The sequence below is a fragment of the Enterococcus sp. FDAARGOS_375 genome, from assembly GCF_002393265.1.
GTDB classification, from domain to species: Bacteria; Bacillota; Bacilli; order Lactobacillales; family Enterococcaceae; genus Enterococcus_D; species Enterococcus_D innesii.
This window is the reverse complement of sequence record NZ_CP023515.1, coordinates 2,658,412-2,680,897: the sequence shown is the minus strand read 5'-3', so window position 1 is coordinate 2,680,897 and position 22,486 is coordinate 2,658,412. Positions and strand designations below refer to the sequence as shown.

The 22,486-nt window shown below is 41.4% G+C and carries 18 protein-coding genes; 1 reads left to right on the top strand and 17 read right to left on the bottom strand.

All coding sequences use genetic code 11. From position 1 onward, the window contains the following. Positions 1-15: 15 nt before the first annotated feature. The 12 genes from glgA to parE all read right to left on the bottom strand — a co-directional run bounded on the left by glgA (position 16) and on the right by parE (position 16,810). Positions 16-1,449 (bottom strand): glycogen synthase GlgA, encoded by a 1,434-nt coding sequence (gene glgA, locus CO692_RS14100; protein ID WP_086292724.1) that lies wholly within the window; start codon positions 1,447-1,449, stop codon positions 16-18. Next, positions 1,446-2,597, bottom strand: coding sequence for a glucose-1-phosphate adenylyltransferase subunit GlgD (gene glgD, locus CO692_RS14095; RefSeq protein ID WP_077452536.1), 1,152 nt, complete (start codon positions 2,595-2,597; stop codon positions 1,446-1,448). Before glgD ends, glgA begins: the two co-directional genes overlap by 4 nt. Then, positions 2,587-3,729: a glucose-1-phosphate adenylyltransferase gene (locus tag CO692_RS14090; protein ID WP_016610807.1), complete on the bottom strand. Its 1,143-nt coding sequence runs from the start codon at positions 3,727-3,729 to the stop codon at positions 2,587-2,589. Before CO692_RS14090 ends, glgD begins: the two co-directional genes overlap by 11 nt. Positions 3,730-3,760: 31 nt before the next feature. Beyond that, positions 3,761-5,680, bottom strand: a complete 1,920-nt coding sequence (glgB, locus tag CO692_RS14085; protein WP_096742505.1) for a 1,4-alpha-glucan branching protein GlgB — start codon at positions 5,678-5,680, stop codon at positions 3,761-3,763. A gap of 203 nt (positions 5,681-5,883) precedes the next feature. Beyond that, a complete protein-coding gene (locus tag CO692_RS14080) occupies positions 5,884-6,291 on the bottom strand; it encodes a hypothetical protein (protein ID WP_077452679.1) in 408 nt (135 codons plus the stop codon). 94 nt (positions 6,292-6,385) lie between these two features. Further along, positions 6,386-6,832 (bottom strand): hypothetical protein, encoded by a 447-nt coding sequence (locus CO692_RS14075; RefSeq protein WP_081119138.1) that lies wholly within the window; start codon positions 6,830-6,832, stop codon positions 6,386-6,388. 196 nt (positions 6,833-7,028) lie between these two features. Then, positions 7,029-7,838, bottom strand: a complete 810-nt coding sequence (locus tag CO692_RS14070) for a DUF1803 domain-containing protein (RefSeq protein WP_096742504.1) — start codon at positions 7,836-7,838, stop codon at positions 7,029-7,031. 88 nt (positions 7,839-7,926) lie between these two features. Then, positions 7,927-8,856 (bottom strand): manganese-dependent inorganic pyrophosphatase, encoded by a 930-nt coding sequence (locus CO692_RS14065; protein WP_081119140.1) that lies wholly within the window; start codon positions 8,854-8,856, stop codon positions 7,927-7,929. A gap of 94 nt (positions 8,857-8,950) precedes the next feature. Next, positions 8,951-9,706, bottom strand: coding sequence for a pyruvate formate-lyase-activating protein (pflA, locus tag CO692_RS14060; protein WP_010749400.1), 756 nt, complete (start codon positions 9,704-9,706; stop codon positions 8,951-8,953). A 104-nt stretch (positions 9,707-9,810) separates the two neighbouring features. Further along, entirely contained in the window at positions 9,811-12,039 is a 2,229-nt protein-coding gene (pflB, locus tag CO692_RS14055; RefSeq protein WP_096742503.1) for a formate C-acetyltransferase, read from the bottom strand. Between the two features lie 269 nt (positions 12,040-12,308). Then, on the bottom strand, positions 12,309-14,771 hold the full coding sequence (gene parC, locus CO692_RS14050; RefSeq protein WP_096742502.1) for a DNA topoisomerase IV subunit A: 2,463 nt from the start codon (positions 14,769-14,771) through the stop codon (positions 12,309-12,311). Between the two features lie 11 nt (positions 14,772-14,782). After that, positions 14,783-16,810 carry a DNA topoisomerase IV subunit B gene (parE, locus tag CO692_RS14045; protein WP_096742501.1) on the bottom strand — a complete coding sequence of 676 codons (2,028 nt, stop codon included), beginning with the start codon at positions 16,808-16,810 and terminating at the stop codon, positions 14,783-14,785. Positions 16,811-17,094: 284 nt separating this feature from the next. Between parE and plsY the strand changes: the two genes are divergently transcribed. Further along, positions 17,095-17,733, top strand: a complete 639-nt coding sequence (plsY, locus tag CO692_RS14040; protein ID WP_074535152.1) for a glycerol-3-phosphate 1-O-acyltransferase PlsY — start codon at positions 17,095-17,097, stop codon at positions 17,731-17,733. A gap of 51 nt (positions 17,734-17,784) precedes the next feature. Here the strand turns inward: plsY and CO692_RS14035 are convergent, their stop codons facing one another. The 5 genes from CO692_RS14035 to xerC are packed head-to-tail and all read right to left on the bottom strand — an operon-like array spanning position 17,785 to position 22,392. Next, entirely contained in the window at positions 17,785-18,660 is an 876-nt protein-coding gene (locus tag CO692_RS14035; RefSeq protein WP_077452544.1) for an aldose 1-epimerase family protein, read from the bottom strand. A gap of 11 nt (positions 18,661-18,671) precedes the next feature. Beyond that, complete coding sequence (codY, locus tag CO692_RS14030) at positions 18,672-19,463, bottom strand: GTP-sensing pleiotropic transcriptional regulator CodY (RefSeq protein ID WP_096742500.1); 792 nt, start codon at positions 19,461-19,463, stop codon at positions 18,672-18,674. Between the two features lie 13 nt (positions 19,464-19,476). Then, positions 19,477-20,874 carry an ATP-dependent protease ATPase subunit HslU gene (gene hslU / locus CO692_RS14025; protein WP_005236820.1) on the bottom strand — a complete coding sequence of 466 codons (1,398 nt, stop codon included), beginning with the start codon at positions 20,872-20,874 and terminating at the stop codon, positions 19,477-19,479. A gap of 14 nt (positions 20,875-20,888) precedes the next feature. Continuing rightward, a complete protein-coding gene (gene hslV, locus CO692_RS14020; protein ID WP_005229630.1) occupies positions 20,889-21,431 on the bottom strand; it encodes an ATP-dependent protease subunit HslV in 543 nt (180 codons plus the stop codon). A 22-nt stretch (positions 21,432-21,453) separates the two neighbouring features. Then, a complete protein-coding gene (xerC, locus tag CO692_RS14015; protein ID WP_077452546.1) occupies positions 21,454-22,392 on the bottom strand; it encodes a tyrosine recombinase XerC in 939 nt (312 codons plus the stop codon). Positions 22,393-22,486: the final 94 nt, after the last annotated feature.

The following is a 22,486-nucleotide window of genomic DNA, read 5'->3' as shown; positions in this document are numbered from 1 at the left end:
TCTGTCTTAAAACAATCAAACTTTGATAGTATTATACAACTCAACATAAAGATCTGAGCTTTGATTCCAGCTAAAATCTTTTTTCATTGCTTGCTTGACTAAAGCGTTCCAGGTTGTCTGATCCGATTCGTACAATTCGATTCCTTGTTTCAAGGCATTCATCAAGTAGAATGGTGAAAACTCTTGAAAGCCAAAGCCGGTACCTTGTTTGGTGATCGGATTATAGGAATCTACCGTATCTTTCAAGCCACCGATTTCATGGACGACGGGTAATGTACCATAACGCATCGCGATCATCTGCGATAGTCCACATGGTTCAAAGGCGGAAGGCATCAAGAAGAGATCCGCTGCTGCGTATAACTTTTGCGCCAATGCGATATCAAAAGAAATCGCGGCGGCACATTTGTCAGGATATTTCTGCGCAAAGTAACGAAAGCCTTCTTCAAAATCATGCTCACCGGTTCCCAATAGGATAAACTGGACATCAAATTGCAAGAGGTTTTCCATTTCTTCAAGAACTAAATGGAACCCCTTTTGAGTGGTCAAACGACTGACAACGGAAATCAACGGAACCTCTTTACGAGTTGGCAAGCCAAACTGTTCTTGTAGCGCTCGCTTGTTTTTGGCTTTTCCTGATAAATCCTCGACACTGAAAGGATAGTCCAAATGAGGATCGGTTTCTGGATCGTTCATTTCATAATCAATTCCGTTTAAGATGCCGCTGAGTTTGCCGCTTTCCATACGTAAAATGACTTCAAGCCCACAGCCGAACTCAGAGGTTTTGATTTCTTCACTATAGGAAGGACTGACGGTCGTGATGCGGTCAGCATACAAGATTCCTGCCTTCATAAAGTTCAAGCAATCGTTTAAGCGCAAGGTTCCATCATCGTATCTTTCCGTACCCATCCCAAAAAGATCTGGTAATATATCGCGACTATACCACCCTTGAAACCCAATGTTATGGATCGTCAAAACGGTGCGTATGTTTTGATACGCTTGAATCCAATGATATTTTTCTTTGATCAAGAACGGAATCATCGCCGTATGGTAGTCATTGACATGAACGATGTCTGGAATAAATTCAATGCGTTCCATCATTTCGATCACGGCTAATTGGAAGAAAGCAAAGCGTTCCCCATCATCATAAAAATCATAGAGACGTTCGCGACCAAAATAATAGAGATTGTCTATGAAATAATAGGTCACAGAGCCTAGAACTAATTTTTTGATCCCACAATATTGCTTGCGCCAGCCGACCGCCACTTCAAAGGAAAAACAATCCTCCATTTGGTCTTGGTATTCGGCAGGCATTTTCGTAAAGTAAGGTAAGACGACAACTGTTTCGACGCCTTTTTTGACCAACTCTTTTGGCAATGCACCTGCAACATCCCCTAATCCGCCTGTTTTAAAAAACGGGGCGCATTCTGCTGCTGTAAACAAAACCTTCATGCGCTTGCTCCTCCGATAACATCTTCTGTCACATGAGAATTCTTCTTAATAACGATCGGCGCATCTTTGGTTCCCTGAACTTTTACACCTTCTGCGATGGTCACATTTTTATCTAAGATCGCATAAGAAACTTCCGCACCTGCTTTGATTTCGTTATTCCCGAAAATGATTGCGCCTTTGACTTTTGCCTCAGGATGGATTTTCGTACGACGGGCAACCAGTGACTGTTCGACCATACCTTCCACGATGCAACCAGAAGCAAAATGGCTGTTTTTCACCTCAGACGTCTCCGAGTAATAGGTTGGTACTTCATTCTTCAATTTGGTATAAATTTTTTGATTCGAATAAAGCAATGAAGTGAATTTGTGCACATCTAACATATCCATGTTGGTTTGATAATAAGAAGAGATGTCGTAAATATTACTTAAATAACCAGTATATTCATAAAGGCCGGTATTCTCTACAGAGATCATTTCTCTTAAAAATTGACCGAGATCCGCCGTTGCGCCAACCGTTTGGCCTTCTTTAAGAGCCGTGATCAGTCGATCCGTTTGAATAATAAAAATATCCGTACATAAATTGACTAAGGAGCCAACTTCCCCTTTTTTCGCTTGGATCGCTTCTTCTAAGTGACCTTCACTGTCAACATTAAACAACAAGTCGCTTTCAGAAACATGATCACTGCCGATACGTTTATACACCACAGTCATTTCATTGCCTTGTAGTTGATGAATTTTCAGCAATGCACGCAAATCAATGTTGCATAAGATCTTACTGCCCATAAATACAGTATGATCTGATTTGGATTTTTCCAGATAGTCAATGACATTATAGTAGTACTCTTGCCCTTCGGCTTGCTTTTTCAATGAGTCTTGGAATAAGTGGATAAAGAACCGGTTTTGTACGCCGTCCAAGTTCCACTCTTTTCCGCCACCGATATGATCGAAGACCGACTGCGTTTCTCCTTCATTGAAAATCATATAGACTTGTTTGATATTGGCATTTTCGATACTTGAAAGATTGAAATCTAGCAAGCGATATTTGCAATCAAATAACAAGGTTGATAGCGGACGATTTTCCGTTAATGGCATCAAGTCTTGGTATCGCTGTAGGTTCCCTAAAATCGCACACATTTTATTAGTTCTCATCAATCGTCACCCCTAAAATTTCAGAATAGCCGACTACGGCAATTTCGTCTGTTCCATCGATTTCTGCGTCGTCACCAATCACTGCATTTTCCCCAACGATCACTCGGTTTAATTTGACGTTTCTGCCGATCACCGCTCCTGGCATGATCACACTGTCTTTGATTGTCGAGCCTTCTTTCACTTGCACATTCTCTGATAAAATGCTGTGCTCGATCTCCCCAGCAACATAGCAGCCATCCATCACAAGCGAATTTCTTGCAGCACCGGTTTCAGTCACAAAATGTGGGGGTGCGATTGGATTTTTAGAGAACACTTGCCAGCTTTTATCACGGATATTCAACTCCATGGCTGGATCAATAAATTCCATGTTGGCTTCCCATAAGGAATCGATTGTTCCTACGTCTTTCCAATAGCCAGAGAAGCGATAGGCAAAAACGTTGTCGCCGCTTTCGAGATAAGAAGGAATGACATGTTTCCCAAAATCGACCATTTCGCCGTCTTTTGTGTAGTTACTCAATAGCATACTGCGTAGACGACTCCAATCAAATATATAGATCCCCATCGAAGCAAGATTGCTTTTTGGTTCGGCTGGTTTTTCATCAAATTCGATGATGCGGTCATTTTTATCAGTATTCATGATCCCGAAACGAGAAGCATCTTTCATCGGAACTTCGAGAACTGCAACCGTCAATGAAGCATCATTTTCTTTGTGTTTTTCCAGCATTTCTTCATAATCCATTTTATAGATATGATCGCCGGATAAAATCAAGACATATTGCGGGTCCATCTCATCGATATAGGCGATGTTTTGATAGATGGCATGGGCGGTTCCTTCAAACCATTTTTCGCCTTCTGAATTTGAATATGGCTGTAAGATGGTCACTCCGGTACTGATGCCATCCAATCCCCAGCTCGCACCATTGCCGATATGGTTGTTAAGTGCTAATGGCTGGTACTGCGTGACAACACCCACATTTTTGATTCCTGAATTGACACAATTACTCAACGTGAAATCGATGATCCGATATCTGCCACCAAATGGAACCGCTGGTTTAGCAATATTCTTTGTTAATTTCCCTAATCGAGTCCCTTGTCCCCCTGCGAGGATCATTGCTAACATCTCTGTTTTCATTTTGTTTGGTGATCTACTCACCTTTCCCCCTTTACTCTTTTTTTCGTGATTTTGTTGGTCCTTTTTTACGAGTCATTTTGATTTTTTCTGGTTTGATGATCAAAGCCCCAAGTGCAGGCAAAATTGTTTTGATTTGATAATCATATCGTTTAAAAGGGGTATGACTGGTTTGACAGTCTTGGTTATTAGCAATCCAAGTTCCGCCAAATATATCCCGTTCCGTGTTTAAAATCTCACGATATGTTCCTTCATACGGAACACCGATCGCAAAATCGTGCCGCTCCACCGGTGTTAGATTGACCACCACGATCAAGAAATCTTTTTTGGTTTTCCCTTGTCGCAAGAAAGTCAATGTCGTTTCATCTAAGTTATCTGCATCGATCACTTCCAACGATTCTTCCTGATCGTCTAGCTCCCAAAGACCTCGTTCTTCTTTGTACAATTCATTCAAGGTTTGGGTGAAGAACTGCATTTTTGCATTTAGGGAATCGTTTAGATCGACCCATTCAAGACCGTGATCGTACTTCCATTCTAAAAACTGACCCCATTCACTTCCCATAAACAATAGTTTTTTTCCTGGATGCATCATCATGTACGTATAAAGATTGCGTAATTGTGAAAACTGCTTGTAGCGGTCTCCCCACATTTTGTGCATCAAACTTTTTTTACCATGAACAACTTCATCATGCGAGAGAGGCAAAATATAATTTTCTTGCATCCGATACATAAAAGAAAAAGAAAGCAAACTTAAATGGTCTTTGCGGAAAATCGGATCCATCTCGTAAAAACGCAAGACATCGTTCATCCAGCCCATATTCCATTTATAATCAAATCCTAACGCGCCCTCTTCGACCATTCCTGTTATTTTGGTCTCAGAAGTACTTTCTTCTGCTATCATGACCACTGCTGGATGGGCTAATTTAATAACGGAATTAAGCTTCTGCAAGAAGTAATAGCCCTCAAAATTGCGATTGCCGCCTTCGTGATTGGGCTCCCAAGGTCCTTCGTCATAATCGCGGTAAATCATGTTGGAAACAGCATCCACTCGAATCCCATCGATATGATAGAACTCAATCCAAAACAAGGCGCTTGAGATCAGAAAGCTTTGGACTTGCGGTTTCCCTAGATCAAAATTGATTGCTCCCCAGCGCACATTTTTGGCTCGATTCTCGTCCATGTATTCGAAGGTTGGTGTCCCGTCATAATAAGCGAGGCTGTCGTCATTGACACAAAAATGTCCAGGTACCCAGTCAACAAAGACACCAATATTTTCTAAGTGGCATGCCTCTACAAAGTCTTGGAACTCTTCTGGTGTCCCATAATAGGAACTGAGCGCAAAATAACCTGTCAACTGATAGCCCCAAGAGGTACCTAATGGATGTTCCATCAATGGCATAAATTCAATATGGGTATAACCCATTTTTTTCACATAAGGAATAAGTTCATCTTTTAATTCAGAGAAGCGATAAGGGGTGCCGTCTTCGTGATGCTTCCACGAGCTGGCATGAACTTCATAAATATTTAGAGGTCGGTTAAATGTTTTCTGTCTTTTTTTGCGGCCTTGCCACAGTCCGTCCCGCCATTTTTTGGGAGGAATCTTGTGCAAGACTGCCGCTGTTCCTGGTCGAGCTTCAAAATGGACAGCAAAAGGGTCAATCTTTAACACTTCTCGTCCATTTGCTTGTTTGACTTTGTATTTATAAAGCTGGCCTGCTTCTACTTGATTGGTCTCAATTTCCCATACTCCAGATTCTGCCCTTTTATTCATTGGCAAAGTGTCTGTCCATTGGTTGAAATCGCCAACAAGCCAAACTTGTTGAGCCTTTGGTGCCCAAACGCGAAACACATAGCCGTTATCGACTTGATGGGCTCCTAAGAAATGTTGGACATAAAAATTTTCACCACTCAGAAAGTCTTTTTCTGCAGTCAGTTCCTGTTGTTTGGTAACCACTCTCTCATCAGTCCTCCTTCAATTCATCTTGATCGCTTATTCTGTGACCATCGATCACTGTCACGATTTTACCCTTTGAGAAAGATTCGCAAGCAAACGTTCTCTACTGCTAGCATAGCATAAAATAAATTTCTAGTAACGTAATAACCCTATGATACGAACGAATTGTTCTGGACAGAAAAAAACAGCTTGAACGTATCTGTTCAACCTGTTTCAGCTCTACTTTTTAGCTTTTGGAAAATGAAGTATGTGACTACACATAACTGAAACAAACTTACCAATACTAGGATAAAAACAACCATCATCGGAAGTGTCTCAGTTAATTCAACATATGCCAACAGTGTCCCAAATGCAGAAGAGGCGGAGCAAAAACACCAAAATCGAAACCCATAAAAACTCGTCACTACGGTATAAAGACTAATGATCCCCAATAAGAAAAGCTGAGTAAATCGGTCAAATACCGTATCGGTATAATAAATTTCACCTAACAAGACTTGGATCGTACCAAAACTAGTTGGTACTTTGTAAAGCGTCAGCAGTGCGCCGATCAGGCTGAATGCACCAATCAGAAGATGACTGCCAGCTAAGCCGATTCGAATGTTTAGTTTCACGCATCTTTCACAACCTTCAATATTTGATCCTTTTTTGAAAACAACTGTTTCTACAGTCACTTTCTTTCCCCGCTAGAGCCGAAATCATCTTCAACTATTTTGCTTGCCAAAGCTCTTTTACTTGTCCGTCAGTATACACTTTATAGGCTTTATTTACCGCCAATGATTTACCAGTGTGACCAATCAAGTAGTAATTCCCATCACAGTCAAACTCACTCTCACTTAATAGTTTATAACTCGTTACAGGACCATCAGCCATTTTCTTTGCCAAGTAACGCAGAGCATGGGCTGGATTCACTAAGTAATTTTGATTCACTAGCCAATCAATAACCACGGAAACGATTGTATTTGCCCCAAATCGTTCCTTTTGCTTCAATGCCAGAATGAGATCTCCGTCAGAAAAACGTGTTTCATCGATCCCCGCATTTGTAATTGCTTGCCGAGCAGCTTCTATTTCTGTCATCGATACGAATGTAATCATTTCTGCTTTCGTTTTATGCCCTTCCAACTGTTCAAACTCAACCGTTTTATATCCTTCCATTTTTATATCCCCTTTCAAAGTTCTGAAATCATCATATCACCAAGAAATCAAAACTCCAAACAAAACGATTGTTGTTTTTTAATTTTTATTCATCAAATTATCATTTTAAAGAAAACTAAAAAAGCTGTTAGAATGATGTCTAACAGCTTTAAAAAAATCATATAATTTTAAACAAATAACACAATTATTAGAAATATCAAATATTATTGAAAAATAAAGTGTTGTATGAACCTGTCCTTATTGCTAATTGAGCAATTACTAATCGTTGCAAGAAACTATCCTTTTCAGAAGGAGGATAACGACCGTTTTTTAGATTATCACAATTTATTTCTTCCAGCAAGAAATCTAGCTCGGAACTGACAATTTTCAATCGTTGGAGCGATTCTAGAAAAATACTTGAACGCACTTTTTTGTTTTTACGGATACGTTCAAAGATGACACTTACTTGATCTAAGTAATAGACTGGATCGACATCGCCAATCAAATCCATTAGTTCGTCATAAACCGCTAGATTTTGTAGCTGGCGATTTGCTTCAAAAAAAGCCGGTAGTGTCGGTGGCCATGGCGCTTCTGCGTAAGTGATCATCTGAAACGTCTCATGAGTCAACGAATACACGACTCCTTGCTCCACTCCTTGTAAACAACCATAAAAATATTTGTTTTCAGCACTTGTCACCGTAAAGCTTTTGATAAAATCAGCAATCTCTTGTGTTGACCAATCAAGGGCTTCTTGATAAAAACCGTCACTTTCTTGCAACTGCTTTTGATCTTCTTCAGTATAAACAGGAAAACCTAAAAAATAGCGTCGATTTTTACGGATGATCAAAGCTGATGCGATCAGGCGGTCAAGAGTTTTATCAAATGACACCTCCGGAAACTTCGCTTTTAGCTCTCGTAATGTCGGCGGTTCTTGACAGCTTAGAAGCACATGAACCAAATCATGGAATTCAGAAGATGCCACTATCGGTTGTAATGAACGATAATGGGGACTATAAAAAAATTTCACTGTGTGGACTCCTTATTCAAAAAATCATGAAAAATGCTGGCTTGATCTACCAAAACAGATCTCACCAGCATTCTGACATTTATTCAAATTATCCTTCAAAAACTGCGGTTAATTGAGGAACGATTTGTTTTTTACGAGAAACAACTCCTGGTAAGAAGGCACGATTGTTGGTTAATGTCGTGTTAAACGCTGCTTCTACTGGGGCAATTGGTTCACCAACAACTAATAGCTCAGAATTACTGTCTAAGATATCAGTAGCAACCAGCAAGAACAGATCATAGCCATTTGCTGACATTGATTCTTTCATGGCAGCTTCCAACTCTGATTGACGGTCAAAGACTTCTTTTAAATCGACCGTATTGACTTGCCCGATACGGATGTTTTTCCCGCCCATTGGGAAGCTTTTTGCATCCAAGTCCAGCAATTCTGCTGCTGATTTTGTCCCAAGGTTTGTGCCGGCTTTCAACATGTCCAATCCGTATGCTTCCAGTTCAACACCTGCTAAAACCGCTAATTCTTTTGCTGCCGCTACATCTTCATCGGTACATGTTGGCGATTTGAATAACAATGTATCGGAGATGATCGCTGAAAGCATGATTCCTGCGATCGCTTTTGGTATTTCCACTTGATTTTCTTTGTATAACTTCAAGACGATCGTACTGGTACAACCAACAGGTTCTGCACGATAGTACAGTGGGTTAGCTGTCTCAAAGTTAGCGATACGGTGATGATCGACCACTGCTAATACAGTAACATCCGCAATATCTGCTGCACTTTGTTGAAATTCGTTATGATCCACTAGCATTACTTCTTGGGTTTCCTTTGCCACTGAATCGATCACACGAGGAGCAGCCAGACCAAAGGTATCTAGTGCAAATTGTGTTTCTTCATTTGGTGTACCAAGCGCTACTGCTTCACAGTCTTTCCCGAGTTGATTTTGTAAGTTCGCAAAAGCAATCGCTGCACCAATGGCATCGGTATCAGGATTTTGATGACCGAACACTAATATTTTCGACATTTCTTCATCGCTCCTATTTCAATTGATATTCACTTTCTAATCATAGTAAAAAAACAGGAAAGAAGCAATAGCAATCTCTTCTTTCCTGTTTTTATCAACGGGTTAAGTAGCCTTTATAGTCGTCTACATGAAGCAAACGTTTGGCATTTTTCACCCGATCTTCTGTTGGTGGTTCGATGCCTTCAAGGGGATATTTCAAACCAAGCTCATCCCACTTGTATTTTCCCATCGTGTGATAAGGCAAGATCTCCACTTTATCGACATTCTTCAGTGTTTTGATAAACTCATCCAAACGGATCAAAAATTCATCATAGTCGCTTCTAAATGGAACCAGCACGTGGCGAATCCAGACAGGTTGATTGATTTCTGAAAGATAATTCGCCATATCCAAAATGTTATCATTGGATTGAGTAGTTAACTCTTTATGGGCTTTGTTATCGATATGTTTGATATCAAACAACAGCAAATCAGTCACAGTCATCAACTCTTGAAACTTACTGAAAAAAGGCTCTTCTCGTGTAAATGGTTTTCCGCAAGTATCCAATGTTGTGCTGACCCCTTCTGCTTTGGCTTTGCGAAACAGATCGATCAGAAAATCCATTTGAAGTAACGGTTCCCCACCACTGACAGTGATCCCACCTTTTTGTCCCCAGAATTCACGGTATTTCAACGCTTCTTCTAAGACGTCATCGGTCGTTCGTTCGACACCCGTGCCAATCTTCCAAGTATCTGGATTATGACAAAACTGGCAACGCATGCGGCATCCTTGCATGAATACAATAAAACGGATACCCGGTCCATCTACCGATCCAAAACTTTCTGTTGAATGTACTTGTCCTGTTACTGCCATAATGCTCTTCCTTTCTTCGAAACGACGGATGATCTTGTTCCGTCTGATACTTTCAAAACAAGAGGCGGCGGATTTTCCCGTCCGCCGCCTGAATTTGTTACTTATTACATTGCTTCGTGCATTGTACGAGCAATGACATCATCTTGTTGTTCTTTGGTCAATTTAATGAAGTTAACCGCATAACCAGAAACCCGAATCGTTAATTGTGGGTATTTTTCTGGATGAGCTTGCGCATCAAGTAATGTCTCACGGTTAAATACGTTAATATTTAAGTGGTGACCACCTTTTGCAGCATAGCCATCTAACATTGTTGCTAGATTTTCTTGTTGTGTTTCATCGTCACGACCTAATGCTTTAGGTACGATTGAGAAGGTGTTTGAAATACCATCTAATGAGTAATCATATGGCAATTTCGCAACTGATGAAAGACTTGCCAACGCTCCATGCGTATCGCGACCATGCATTGGATTTGCTCCTGGAGCAAATGGTGCACCTGCACGACGTCCATCAGGCGTGTTCCCTGTTTTCTTACCATAAACCACGTTAGAAGTGATTGTAAGGATCGATGTTGTGTGTTTTGAATCACGGTAAGTTTTGGTGCGTTTCACTTTCTTCATGAAGGCTTTCAACAAGTTGACTGCGATATCATCTACGCGGTCATCATTGTTTCCGTATTTCGGATAATCGCCTTCGATTTCGTAATCTTCAACAATGCCGTTTTCATCACGGATCGTACGAACTTTGGCATATTTGATCGCTGATAATGAGTCAACTGCAACAGAGAAACCAGCGATACCAGTAGCCATCGTACGTAGAATGTCTGTATCTTGTAGCGCCATTTCAATGCGTTCATAAGAATATTTGTCGTGCATGTAATGAATGATGTTCAATGTGTTCACATACAGATCACAAATCCAGTCCATCATTGTGTCATATTTTTCCATTACTTCGTTATAATCCAAGTATTCAGAAGTAATTGGTTGGAATTTTGGTCCAACTTGTGCTTTTGATTTTTCATCGACCCCACCGTTGATTGCATACAACAATGTTTTCGCTAAGTTGGCACGAGCACCAAAGAATTGCATTTGTTTTCCGATACGCATTGCGGATACACAACAAGCGATTCCGTAGTCATCGCCCCAATGTCCACGCATCACATCATCGTTTTCATATTGAATCGCTGATGTTTGGATTGACATTTTCGCACAAAATGTTTTGAAATTATGAGGCAAACGTGTTGACCATAAAACAGTCAAGTTTGGTTCTGGTGCTGGGCCTAAGTTTGCTAAAGTGTGTAAGAAACGGAAGCTGTTTTTCGTTACCATATGACGTCCGTCTTCACCCATACCAGCGATTGATTCAGTTACCCAAGTTGGGTCCCCAGAGAACAAGGCATTGTAATCAGGTGTCCGAGCAAATTTCACAAGACGTAGTTTCATGACAAAATGGTCAACGATTTCTTGTGCTTCTACTTCAGTGATCACACCATTCTTCAAATCGCGTTCAACATAAATATCAAGGAAAGTTGACGTACGTCCCAATGACATTGCTGCACCGTTTTGTTCTTTGATGGCTGCTAAGTAACCAAGATATAACCATTGGAATGCTTCTTTCGCCGTTTGAGCTGGTTTAGAAATATCAAATCCGTAAATGTTTCCTAATTCTTTCAATTCGCTTAACGCACGAATTTGTTCACTCAATTCTTCCCGTTGGCGGATAATGTCTTCAGACATCGTTCCGTTTCCGCAATACAATAGGTCTTGTTGTTTTTCTTTGATCAAGAAGTCCACACCGTATAATGCCACACGTCGGTAGTCACCAATGATTCGGCCACGGCCGTAAGCATCAGGAAGACCTGTGATTACACCAGAACGGCGCGCTGCTCTGATTTCAGGTGTATAAGCATCAAAAACTCCTTGGTTATGTGTTTTACGGTAGTCACGGAAAATGTGAGAGACTTCCGCATCAATTTCATAGCCATAAGATTCTGCTGCTTGTTCTGACATGCGGATGCCACCAAATGGTTGCAAGCTGCGTTTAAATGGTTTTTCCGTTTGGAAACCAACAACTGTTTCTAAGTCTTTGTCTAAGTAGCCAGGTCCATGAGAAGTGATCGTTGAAACGACTTTTGTATCCATATCCAATACGCCGCCAGCTTCACGCTCTTGCTTGTTCAGTTCCATGACTTGATCCCATAGCTTCGTCGTTGCTTCAGTAGCATCTGCTAGGAATTCATCTGTTCCGTCATAAGGTGTGTAGTTTTCTTGGATGAAGTCGCGTACGTTTACTTCTTCTTTCCAAGTTTTTCCTTTAAATCCATTCCATTGTTCCATTTGATGGACCTCCTTAAATTTTCTGTTCACTAATGTAACAGCTTTACGTGAACAGTATAACACACACCTTAATGATTGCAAGCATTTTCAAGAATTATTTTGAACAATTTAATTATTTTTAAGATGTTTATTATTAAAAACGTTGATTTATAGGTATATTTTAAATGTGAATCTTTTATTAAAGTACGTTTTTAGCAAATGTGAAAGATTAATTAAGAGGTAAAAAACAGCCATCCTGTACTGGTACAGAATGGCTGTTTTGTTATAATTTATAGTACAGAATCCTCCGCGATTGCAGGACTGATTTGTGTTTTCACTTCGTAGATTTGTCCTCCTGTTTTCTCATCCATGATAAATGAGCCGTTGGAGGTCCGATCATTGATCGGGATTTGGTTGGTGATCACTTCAAAGGCTTGTCCTTTTTGATTCGTCACTAGCAGTTGCTGATTTTCCCCACTGCCCATATAGACGACGCGATGAGGATTTTTCTTCAATTCCCGCAAGACCATCAATCCGCGCTTCGCCCGACCTAATTGGTTGATTTCTTGAGCCAACATTCGTTTTGCTGCGCCACGTTGGGTGATCAAAACGATCGGTGTATCCCCTTCTGAATAAACGAGCAACCCATTGATAAGATAATCATCCGCTTTAAGGTTCATCGCTTTGACCCCAGCTGCTTTTGGTCCCACAACCGGCACTTCATTAAGCGGGTAGCGTAAGCCAAAGGCAAGATGACTGACTAAGAATACATCCATTTCTTCCGTTTGATCCGTCAAAAAGACGTTGACCAATTCATCTGATTCATCTTTCAGCTTCATGATCGTCATCGGCCGTGTTTTATAGGTGCGCCAAGGTTCAAATTCCGTCATTCGTGTCTGTTTGATCATACCGTTTTTACTAATCAGCACGAAATTTTTCAATGGATCGATCTCTTTGTAGGCAAAGACCCCAATGATCATTTCATCTTGCGCCAGTGTCATGACTGTTTGCGAAATATGTTCTCCTAAATCTTTCCATTTTAAATCAGGTAATTCATGGACCGGTCGATAGATCGTGTTCCCTTTATTAGTAACCAACAACAGGTGATCCAACGTGTTCATTTGATTACTGTAAAGTAAAGAGTCGCCTTCTTTCATGCCGATCTCTTCTGGTTTTGAAGCACCGTAAGAACGCAAGCTGCTGCGTTTGACATAGCCGTCTCTTGTGACCGTCACGACGACTTCTTCTTGGGCGACCAAGACTTGTGTTTCGATCTTGATTTCTTGAATTTCTGCTTCGATCTCAGTCAACCGCGGCGTCGTATATTTTTTCTTGATCTCTCGCAGTTCTTTCTTGATCACTTTCAGCAATTCATTTTCTTCATTCAAAATCGTTGTCAATTCAGCGATCGTTTCTGCAAGTTCTTTTGCTTCTGCTTGCAATTGTGTAATGTCCGTATTGGTCAAGCGATACAACTGTAAGTTCACAATGGCTTCTGCTTGTTCTTCGGTAAAACCATGTTGAACCACCAGATTATTTTTGGCATCTTTTTTGTCTTTACTACCGCGAATGGTGGCGATCACTTCATCAAGGATCGATAGAGCTTTGATCAGACCATCAACGATATGCTGTCTCTTTTGGGCTTTTTGCAGTTCAAAACGACTGCGTTTTTCAATCACTTCACGGCGATGCTTGATGTAGCTTTCTAAAATCCGCTTTAATCCGACTTGCTGAGGACGCATATTGTCGATTGCCACCATGTTGAAGTTGTAGTTGATCTGCAATTCGGTATTCTTAAATAAATAATTTAAAATCCCTTGCGCATTTGCTTCTTTTTTCAGCTCGACAACGATCTGCAGTCCAGTACGATCTGTTTCATCTCGTACTTCAGCAATCCCATCAATGCGTTTATTCAAACGGATCTCATCCATTTTTTTAACTAAGTTGGCTTTATTGACCTCATACGGGATCTCATTGATGACGATTTGCTGTTTTCCGCCTTTGATGTCTTCGATCTTGGTTTTCGAACGCAGGATCACTTTGCCTTTGCCTGTTTCATAGGCTTTTTTGATTTCTTCTTTCCCTTGTAAAATGCCCCCTGTTGGAAAATCAGGGCCAGGAATGTACTTCATCAGCTGATCCAAAGAAGCTTGCGGATGGTCGATCAAATAGATCGTTCCATCGATGATTTCCCCTAAATTGTGGGTAGGGATCTCTGTTGCATAGCCAGCTGAGATCCCAGTTGAGCCATTGACTAACAGATTCGGGTATTTTGCTGGTAGAACAGTTGGTTCTTTTTCAGTATCATCAAAGTTCCAAACCAATTCGACGGTGTTTTTTTCAATATCTTTTAATAGCTCACCACTTAATTCTGAAAGCCGTGCTTCCGTATAACGCATGGCAGCTGGCGGATCACCATCCATACTCCCGTTGTTCCCGTGCATTTCAATCAAAATCTGACGTAGCTTCCAGTCTTGACTCATGCGGACCATTGCTTCATAGATACTCGAGTCCCCATGGGGGTGAAAATTCCCCATGATATTTCCGACAGATTTTGCTGATTTGCGGAAGCCTTTGTCATAGGTATTGCCGTCTTGGTTCATGGCAAATAAAATCCGCCGCTGAACCGGTTTTAACCCATCACGAATATCTGGCAATGCCCGTTCTTGAATAATGTATTTGGAATATCGACCGAAGCGATCTCCCATCACTTCTTCCAATGTCAATTCTTGTATATTGCTTTTGTGTTCCAAGAGACCACCTCCTATTCCTTAACTAACTGTTTGCTGTCTGCTTGTTCGGTATCCATTAATTTTTCATCAACTAATTCCGGTACTGTATCTTCTTTTTTATCCAAAATACTGCCATCTTCTTCTAAACTAAATTGAACATGGCTTTCGATCCACTTCCGACGAGGTTCTACTTTATCTCCCATCAATGTGGTGACGCGACGTTCTGCTTGGGCAGCATCATCGATCCGTACCCGAATCAGCGTCCGCGTTTCTGGGTCCATCGTCGTTTCCCACAATTGGTCGGCATTCATTTCTCCTAACCCTTTGTAGCGCTGTAGGAGATAGCCTTTGCCGATTTTTTGAGTCAGCTTGCTTAGTTCATCGTCCGTCCAAGCGTATTCGACCACTGCTTTTTTCCCTAACCCTTTTGACACTTTGTACAGAGGCGGCAAAGCAATGTATACTTTCCCCGCTTCGATCAAAGGTTTCATATACCGGTAGAAAAAGGTTAAAAGCAGCACTTGGATGTGCGCCCCATCGGTATCCGCATCGGTCATGATGATCACTTTATCATAGTTGCAGTCTTCAATTGAAAACTCTGGGCCAACACCGGCACCGATAGTATAGATCATCGTATTGATTTCTTCATTTTTCAAAATATCCTGCATCTTGGCTTTTTCCGTATTGATAACTTTGCCTCGCAATGGCAAGATGGCTTGGAATTTGCGGTCTCGTCCTTGCTTTGCTGAACCACCCGCAGAATCCCCCTCCACCAAATACAATTCATTTTTCTTAGGATTACGAGATTGCGCAGGTGTTAGTTTACCAGAAAGCAGTGACTCGCCTTTTTTGCGTTTCTTTCCAGTGCGGCTTTCTTCTCTCGCCTTTCTGGCAGCTTCACGGGCCTCTCTTGCCTTGATCGCTTTACGAACCAGCATTTGACTCATTTCACTGTTTTCTTGTAGATAATAGCCTAGCTGCTCACCAATCACATTGTCTACCGCATTTCTTGCTAAGGGTGTCCCTAATTTCCCTTTGGTCTGTCCTTCAAATTGCAAAAGATTTTCTGGCACGCGGATCGACAGAACTGCCGCTAACCCTTCACGGAAATCACTGCCTTCAAGGTTCTTATCTTTTTCCTTCAACAAATTCACCTTGCGGGCATACTCATTGAAAGCTTTCGTCATTGATGTCTTCATCCCCACTTCATGGGTACCACCATCTTTGGTACGTACATTATTGACAAAAGACAAGACATTTTCCGAATAGCCATCATTGTATTGAAAGGCAAGTTCTACCTCAATGGCTTCTTTCGTGCCAGAAAAATAAACCACCTGGGTCAAGGTATCTTTTTCTTCATTTAAATAATCAACAAATTCTTTGATGCCTTCCTCATATAAAAAGACTTCATGAATCGGTTCTTCCCCACGTTCGTCCGTCAGGGAGATTTTGACCCCTTTCAACAAGAACGCTGATTCTCTCAAACGTTCAGCGAGAATCTCATAGGAGAATTTGGTTGCAGAAAAGATTGTATCGTCTGGTTTGAACGTAACGATTGTTCCCGTTGGTTTACGGGTTTTGCCGATTTTTTTCAAAGTACCTGCTGGTTTCCCGCCATCTTTGAAGCTCTGTTTGTATTCGATACCGTCTCGAACGATGACCACTTCTAGCCAGCTGGATAAGGCATTTACAACACTGGCACCAACCCCATGAAGGCCGCCAGAAGTTTTGTAGCCGCCTTGGCCAAACTTTCCGCCAGCATGTAACACGGTGAAGATCACTTCAACAGTTGGGATTCCAGATGCATGTGTCCCGACCGGCATTCCCCGACCATTGTCTCGAACACTGATACTATTGTCTTTATGGATCGTAACATCGATTTCATTGCCGTATCCTGAGAGTGCCTCATCAACCGCATTATCGACGATTTCATACACTAAGTGGTGCAAGCCGCGGCTATCGGTCGAGCCGATATACATTCCTGGCCGTTTTCTTACTGCTTCGAGGCCCTCTAAGACCTGAATGGAAGCATCATTATATTCTGTGGTTTTCTTTGCCAAACCCACCGCTCCTTTAATCTTGATCAGTCCTTTTCTAATGCTGAAAGGACTGCAAAAAAAATCTTAACACAAAATACGCTTTTTTCAAGCGAACATTTTTCTAAACTATCTTATCCTTTTTCCTTTGTTTGCACAAGCTAGAGTCACAAAATGGCTCGTTTGTGTTTCACAGCTCTGAGAAAAGCTGTTTTTCTTCTTTCCCTAACCAGCGAAAGATTTTCTTATTGTTGGAAAGGCGTTTTCATGCTAAAATTGCCCTAGCCTTGCAAAGAAAGTTGGTTATTATGAATACGATTCTTTTATTTATTGTTGCTTACCTTTTAGGTTCGATCCCCTCGGGTGTTTGGATTGGCCAACTGTTTTTCAAAAAAGATATTCGCCAATTCGGCAGCGGCAATACGGGAACGACCAATACATTTCGCGTTTTAGGAAAAAAAGCCGGGATCGTTGTTTTATTGATGGATATCTTAAAAGGAACTTTGGCGACCAGCTTGCCGGTCATCTTTGGTCTCCATACCGTCAATCCGCTCTGGTTTGGGGTCTGTGCAATCTTAGGCCACACCTTCCCAATCTTTGCCAAATTTAAAGGCGGCAAAGCAGTGGCGACAAGTGCTGGGATGCTCTTAGGATACAATCCGCTCTTTTTCATTTATTCTTCATTGATTTTTGTTATCTGTCTTTATGTGACCAGTATGGTGAGTCTGACCAGTATGATCGCGGCGTGTTTGATCACTTTATCGACGATTGTTTTGCCTTTTATCGCCCCTGCGATCTTGCCTGAGCAAAATTGGCTGCTGACTTTTATCGCCATCGGCGTAACGATTTTTATCTTTATTCGCCATCGTGAAAACATCACCCGCATCAAAGACGGAACCGAAAGTCGAGTACCCTTTGGACTGAATAAGCGTCAAACGAACAAATAAGCAGAAGCTGAGAAAAGTCATTGCGCTTTTCCCAGCTTCTTTTTGCATACATTATTTAACTGTGATTGAGTACTTTGTTTCAAATACTTCTTCAGGTGGAAGTGCTTGAATCCCCAGTTTTTCTGAAAGCTCACCGGAAGCTTCCAGTGTGTCTGCGATACCGCACCATGGTTCTATACATAGAAACGGCGATTTCACTGGATACGTGGACCAAAAACCGACATACGGCATATTATTGTAGCTTAACGTGACACTATGAGGCGATTTCTCACTGCGAATCGAGTAGGAATGTAATCCTTTCGTTTCATAAACTAGCGCATCATTTGCAAACATGTCATGGGTCAAGCGTAAATCCGTATTCGTTTGACCGAGTGTGCGTTGCTCATAATCAATATAGTTGCCTTTTAACGGCAATTTCACCCGTGATTTTTTTGGAGAAAAAGAAAGATAATAGTCTTCAAAAGTCAGCCCTTTTTCAAGTGGGACGTTGAATGCAGGGTGTCCACCAATGGAGAAATAGAGTTCTTTTTGACCGCTATTCTTCACTTGGTATTTGACGACTAAACCATCACCGCCTAATTCATAACTGACATACAGCTGAAAATCAAACGGATACTTTGCTTTGGTTTCAGTCGAACTTTCTAGTAAAAACAAAGCGTAATCTGTGCGTTTTTCAACGACAGTAAACAACATGTCTCTGGCAAATCCATGACGAGGCAAATGATAACTCTTGCCCTCATGCTGATAGGTGTCCTCTTTTAAGGCACCAACGATCGGAAATAAGATCGGTGCATGCTTTCCCCAGTGGTTTGGATCAGCTTGCCAAATATATTCAAGGTCATTGCTCGTATCGACTAAACTTTGCAGCTCAGCCCCTTTTTCTGCAATTTTTGCTTGCAGATGACCGGCCGTGATGGTAACTGTCATGGTCTCATCTCCTAATATTGATGTTTCGTCAATTCCTCTTTAAAGCGACTGTTAAGCACTTTTAAATAGGTGCCTTTCATCCCCAAAGAGCGGGATTCAATAATACCGGCAGACTCTAATTTACGTAAAGCATTTACGATCACCGACCGTGTAATACCAATGCGATCAGCGATACTTGATGCGGTCAGACGACCTTCGTTGCCTTCTAATGCCTCAAAGATTGCTTGAACAGCTTTCAACTCACTATAAGAAAGGGTGTTGATCGCCATTTGAACAGCCGTTGTACTGCGAACGTCTTCTTCGATACTGCGGGATTTTTGGTACAAGAATTGCATACCCACAACTGTTGCACTGTATTCCGCTAATACCAAATCGTCATCATCAAAAGATTTATCGATTCTAGAAAGAATGATTGTTCCTAAACGTTCCCCTGCACCGTAAATCGGTACGACAGTTGTTAGTCCGTTGGGATACAACTCACGGCCTTCCACAGGAAAAGCGGTCATATCATCACTGATTGGCACATTAGCTTCTGTGGAAGTCAGGTGATCGACTAAATCTGTATAATTTTTAGGAAACTGTTTTTCAACAAACATTTTTTTGATGCGTTCGTTATTGACATCATGGTTCTCAACAAAACCTAACACACTACCGTCGATGCTAATAATATACGCATTGCTGTCTAGGATATTTCCTAAAATGACAGCCATTTTGTCGTAAGGCAAATCAGAAGCTAAATTAAAGGTGTTTTTTTGCTGCAATAATTCGTTGATTTGTCTTGTCTTTTCTAATAATGTTTTCATTGGTCCGCTCCCTTTATAAAATATACCGGCTTAAGTCTTCATCTTTTGCGATGGACGCAAGTTTTTCTTCCACATACGCTTCTGTGATCGTAATTTCACCCATTTGCATCTCAGATGCTTCAAACAATAAATCTTCAAGTAGTTTTTCTAGAATTGTATGCAAACGACGAGCACCAATATTGTCGGTATCGCGATTGACTTGATACGCGATTTCGGCAATTTTTTCGATGGCTTCCATCGTAAAGACCACTTTGACATTCTCGGTTCCTAACAAGGCGATGTATTGTTTGACTAAAGCATTGTTTGGCTCCGTTAAAATTTTAACAAAGTCTTCTTTTGTCAAGTCATCTAGTTCCACGCGAATCGGGAAACGCCCTTGCAACTCAGGGATCAGATCGCTTGGTTTTGATAGATGGAACGCGCCTGAAGCGATAAAGAGAATATGATCTGTTTGTAACGTGCCATATTTCGTATTGACTTGCGATCCTTCAACGATCGGTAAGATATCTCTTTGCACCCCTTCACGAGAAACTTCTCCTGACTGCTGTGATTTCGAAGATACCTTGTCGATTTCATCAAGAAAAATGATGCCGCTAGATTCTGCTAAACGTAACGCTTCACTGTGAATATCCGCGTCGTTGACCAGTTTAGAGGATTCTTCTTGAATCAACAATTCTCGTGCTTCTTTCACAGTTACCGTGCGCTCGATTTTCTTTTGCGGTTTCAATGCCCCTAAGGTTTCATTCAAATCGATCCCCATTTGTTCTAAGCCATTGTTCATCATTGGTGCTTGATTTTTCGGCTCATCGACTTGGATCGTCACTTCCCGGTTGTCTAAAAGCCCCTTTTCTAATTGCTCGAAAATGGCTTGACGGTTGCTGCGAATCTCATCGGTCAATTCTTCTTTTGGCTCTTCTGGTTGTTGTGCGGCGTTGAACATATTCATCATTTGTTCATAAGGATTGGTATTCTTTTTCTGTTCCTTTTTAATACCAGGAACTAAGACTTTTACTAAACGACGGTTGGCTTTTTTCTCCGCTTGGATCCGCACATTTTTATATTGTTCTTTTTTCACGATTTGGATCGCATTTTCAACGAGGTCACGTACCATCGATTCTACGTCTCGACCGACATAGCCGACTTCCGTGAATTTCGTCGCTTCTAACTTAACAAAAGGTGCATCAACGATCTTCGCTAAACGTCGCGCAATTTCCGTTTTCCCAACCCCTGTCGGTCCGATCATCAAAATATTTTTTGGTGTGACATCTTGTTGCATCTTTTCATCTAATTGTAGCCGGCGGTAGCGATTTCTCAAAGCAACAGCCACTGATTTTTTGGCGTTGGTTTGCCCAACGATGTATTCATCTAATTCTTTCACGATTTCTCGTGGTGATTTGTTTTGGTTTGTCATATCGTCATCCCTCTTTAAAACTCTTCTACAATGATATTGTGATTCGTAAAGACACAAATGTCTGCTGCGATATTCAAGGCACCTTCAGCGATTTCTTTGGCAGATAGTTCGCCGCCATAACGTTTCATCGCACGAGCTGCCGCCAAGGCATAATTTCCACCTGAACCAATGGCTAAGATCCCTTCATCTGGCGAAATGACCTCGCCTGTCCCAGAGACTAAGAGCATCTCCTTATCATTCATGACGATCAGCATCGCCTCTAGTTTTTGCATCGACTGCTGCGTCCGCCATTCTTGCGCCAATTCTACTGCAGCTCGTTGCAAATTTCCGTTGTATTCATTTAATTTTCCTTCAAATTTTTCTTCCAAGGTAAAGGCATCTGCCACACTGCCGGCAAAGCCAACGATCACTTCACCGTTGTATATTCGACGAACTTTCCGAGCGGTTCCTTTCATAACGACCTGTTCTCCCATCGTTACTTGTCCGTCACCGGCCATGGCAAACTTGCCGTCTTTTTCAACCGCACAGATGGTGGTTGAATGAAATTCTGACTTCATTTACGTTCCTCCTGTATCAATTTTACGCGCGTGGATGAAATTGGCGATAATTTTTTTGTAAACTGTCTTTGGTGACATGCGCATAGATCTGTGTCGTCGATAGATTGGCATGCCCCAACAATTCTTGAACGGTCCGCATATCGGCACCGTTGTTTAATAAATGGGTCGCAAACGTATGCCGAAGCATATGAGGATGGATTTTACTGTCTAAACTGCTTTTGCGAATGATTTGATTCAACACATACTCGATCCCTGTTGCAGTGATCCCATCACCAAGATGATTCACGAAAAGAATATCGTGTTCCTTGTTCTGCTTTTCCATCAGTTGTTTGCGTCCTGAGGAAAGATAGCGCTTGACTGCCGCTTGTGCGTAACTGCCGAAAGGAACATAACGATCTTTGTTGCCTTTTCCGTGGATCAACAATACGCCGCTTTCCCAATCGATCGCCCCCAGCGTCAGACTACTACATTCGCTGACCCGCAGACCTGAACCGTAAAGGACTTCTAACAATGCTTGATTGCGCTGTTGTAATGGCTCATCACCGGCAACACTTTGAAAGAGCGCATCCATTTCCTTTTCATAAAAAAAACGCGGCAATTTGGCGTTTTTCTTTTTTAAATGAATGTAGGCGAAAGGATTCTCTTTGACGATCTCATGCTTGGTTAGAAATTGGTAAAATGATCGCAAGCTAGCCATTTTGCGACTAATGGAATTACGACTGTACTCTCGTTCTGTCAAATAGCTTAGATAGACGCGAACATCACGGTACTCCACTGCTAATGGGTCTTCATTGCCAGACTCTTTTAAGAAGTAAAAAAAATCGCTCATATCTTCTTGATACGCTTTTTTTGTCTTTTCCGAATACCCTCTTTCAACAATAAGATAACGAAAAAACTCTTCTTGTAACTGATCTGTTTGCAAAGTAACCCCCCTTTTCATGATTCGAAATAACTTTAGCATAGACCACAAAAAAAAACAAATGAATTGTCAGAATTTAATCAATATTTCAAAGTTTAGACATAATTGTGAAAACTTTCTAAGAATCTTCGTAAGA

Bases quoted from the DNA above. Each gene is read 5' to 3' on its own strand.
- glgA (WP_086292724.1), bottom strand. From the start codon at position 1,449: ATGAAGGTTTTGTTTACAGCAGCAGAATGCGCCCCGTTTTTTAAAACA.
- glgD (WP_077452536.1), bottom strand. From the start codon at position 2,597: ATGAGAACTAATAAAATGTGTGCGATTTTAGGGAACCTACAGCGATAC.
- CO692_RS14090 (WP_016610807.1), bottom strand. From the start codon at position 3,729: ATGAAAACAGAGATGTTAGCAATGATCCTCGCAGGGGGACAAGGGACT.
- CO692_RS14075 (WP_081119138.1), bottom strand. From the start codon at position 6,832: ATGGAAGGATATAAAACGGTTGAGTTTGAACAGTTGGAAGGGCATAAA.
- CO692_RS14065 (WP_081119140.1), bottom strand. From the start codon at position 8,856: ATGTCGAAAATATTAGTGTTCGGTCATCAAAATCCTGATACCGATGCC.
- pflA (WP_010749400.1), bottom strand. From the start codon at position 9,706: ATGGCAGTAACAGGACAAGTACATTCAACAGAAAGTTTTGGATCGGTA.
- pflB (WP_096742503.1), bottom strand. From the start codon at position 12,039: ATGGAACAATGGAATGGATTTAAAGGAAAAACTTGGAAAGAAGAAGTA.
- plsY (WP_074535152.1), top strand. From the start codon at position 17,095: ATGAATACGATTCTTTTATTTATTGTTGCTTACCTTTTAGGTTCGATC.
- CO692_RS14035 (WP_077452544.1), bottom strand. From the start codon at position 18,660: ATGACAGTTACCATCACGGCCGGTCATCTGCAAGCAAAAATTGCAGAA.
- codY (WP_096742500.1), bottom strand. From the start codon at position 19,463: ATGAAAACATTATTAGAAAAGACAAGACAAATCAACGAATTATTGCAG.
- hslU (WP_005236820.1), bottom strand. From the start codon at position 20,874: ATGACAAACCAAAACAAATCACCACGAGAAATCGTGAAAGAATTAGAT.
- hslV (WP_005229630.1), bottom strand. From the start codon at position 21,431: ATGAAGTCAGAATTTCATTCAACCACCATCTGTGCGGTTGAAAAAGAC.
- xerC (WP_077452546.1), bottom strand. From the start codon at position 22,392: ATGCTAAAGTTATTTCGAATCATGAAAAGGGGGGTTACTTTGCAAACA.